Annotated in this window: 2 pseudogenes and 1 other annotated feature; of the pseudogenes, one reads left to right on the top strand and one right to left on the bottom strand. The window is 61.0% G+C overall.

The features are described from left to right. Positions 1-77: 77 nt before the first annotated feature. Positions 78-1,015: pseudogene (locus tag OU682_RS23860) on the bottom strand (IS3 family transposase); the annotation flags it as partial. Next, positions 612-728: a sequence feature (AL1L pseudoknot), on the bottom strand. It overlaps the preceding pseudogene by 117 nt. A 12-nt stretch (positions 1,016-1,027) precedes the next feature. On the opposite strand from OU682_RS23860, the pseudogene OU682_RS23855 reads away from it, so the two are divergent. Beyond that, positions 1,028-1,629: pseudogene (locus OU682_RS23855) on the top strand (IS66 family transposase); the annotation flags it as partial.

The following is a 1,629-nucleotide window of genomic DNA, read 5'->3' as shown; positions in this document are numbered from 1 at the left end:
GACGCCCGCAGAGGCGCTGGACGAGCTCATGACGAGAACACAATATGCTGGTGTTGCGACGACCGGTTGAGATCGCCTTGGCTGCCTCGATCACTATGATGGACCAGTTTGTCAGCCTCGGATGGGCCCCTCTGGCAGATAGCCTGGTTCAAAGCATCCAATACGAAACCAGTCGTCATCGAGGTCGAGACGCGCCAGCCGACGATCTTCCGGGCGAAGACGTCGATGACGAAGGCGACATAGACCATGCCCTGCCAGCTTGAGACATAGGTGAAGTCGCTGACCCACAACTGGTTCGGCGTGTCCGCAACGAAGGCCCGGTTCACCTTGTCATCAGGGCATGGCTGGGCAGTATCGGGATTGGTCGTGATGACCTTCTTGCCGCGCACAACGCCTTGCAATCCCATCGCCTTCATCAGCCGCTCCACCGTGCAGCGGGCGATATCGTGCCCTTCGCGGCGTAATTGGTGCCAGACCTTGCGCGCGCCATAACGGCCCCGGCTATCGTCGAATGCCTCCTTGATGGCAGCCATGTCGAGGCGATCCTGCCTGGCCTGACCCCATGCCGGGTCTGGATCGCGCTCGACGGCCTTGAAGGCATGATACGTCGATGGTGCGATCCCCAGAACCCGGCAGATCGGCCCGACACCATAAACACAACGGTGATCGTCGATGAACGCGATCATTTGCGGAACGGGCGGTCGAGCTCCGCCGCAGCGAAATACGCGCTGGCCTTCTTCAGGATCTCATTGGCCTGGCGCAGTTCACGGACCTCGCGCTCCAGTTCCTTGATCCGGTCCTTTTCCGCGCTTGTCAGACCGCCGCGCTGACCGGCATCACGTTCGGCCTGCTGGCACCAGACACGCAGGCTGTCAGGCGAACAGCCAAGTTTCGGCGCAATCGCTCTGTAGGCAGCCGTGTCGCTGGCATAGTCACCGCGGTTCTCTCGGAAAAGCCGAACACCGCGTTCGCGAAGCTCGGCCGGATAGGCGGGGGTGAATCTCGGCTTTGACATAGGGCTCATCCTTTGAGTGTTTTACTCTCCGGTAAACCCGGGGCGGTTCATTATGCCCCTGGCCGGGGAAAGCAGCATCCACTGAAGTTCCTTAGCGGATACCGCGGCCGGTTCCTGCAATGCGACGCCTATCAGTCCTACAATGCGCTGACCGAGGTCGCGCGCGAGAGCGGCCCGTGGCAACTGGTCTATTGCTGAACCCATGTGCGCCGCCGCTTCGTGAAGCGCTTCGAGAACGAGGGCTCGCCCATTGCCGAGGAGATGCTGCGCCAGATCGCACTGCTGTATCAGATCGAGAAGGTTGTGCGCGGCAAGCTCCCTGCCGACCGCCTCGCAGCCCGGCGGGAGCACGCCACGCCGATCATCGCCGCGCTCAAGCCTTGGCTGGAAGTCCAGCTTTCCCGCATCCCACAGAAATCCCAACTCGCTGAGGACATCCGCTACACCCTCGCCCACTGGCCCGGCCTGATCCGTTTCCTCGAGGACGGCACCCTCGAACTCGATACCAATCCGGTCGAGAACCAGATCCGTCCGATCGCGAGGCGGGTTTCATTATGCACTCCTTATTCAAGTGTCTGTAAACATTGGAAGTGTGTCCGAGTCGATGATGCGAC

The organism is Paracoccus benzoatiresistens (assembly GCF_026913015.1).
GTDB classification, from domain to species: domain Bacteria; phylum Pseudomonadota; class Alphaproteobacteria; order Rhodobacterales; family Rhodobacteraceae; genus Paracoccus; species Paracoccus benzoatiresistens.
Note: the sequence above shows the minus strand (reverse complement) of the source record. Positions and strands in the feature narration are given on the sequence as shown.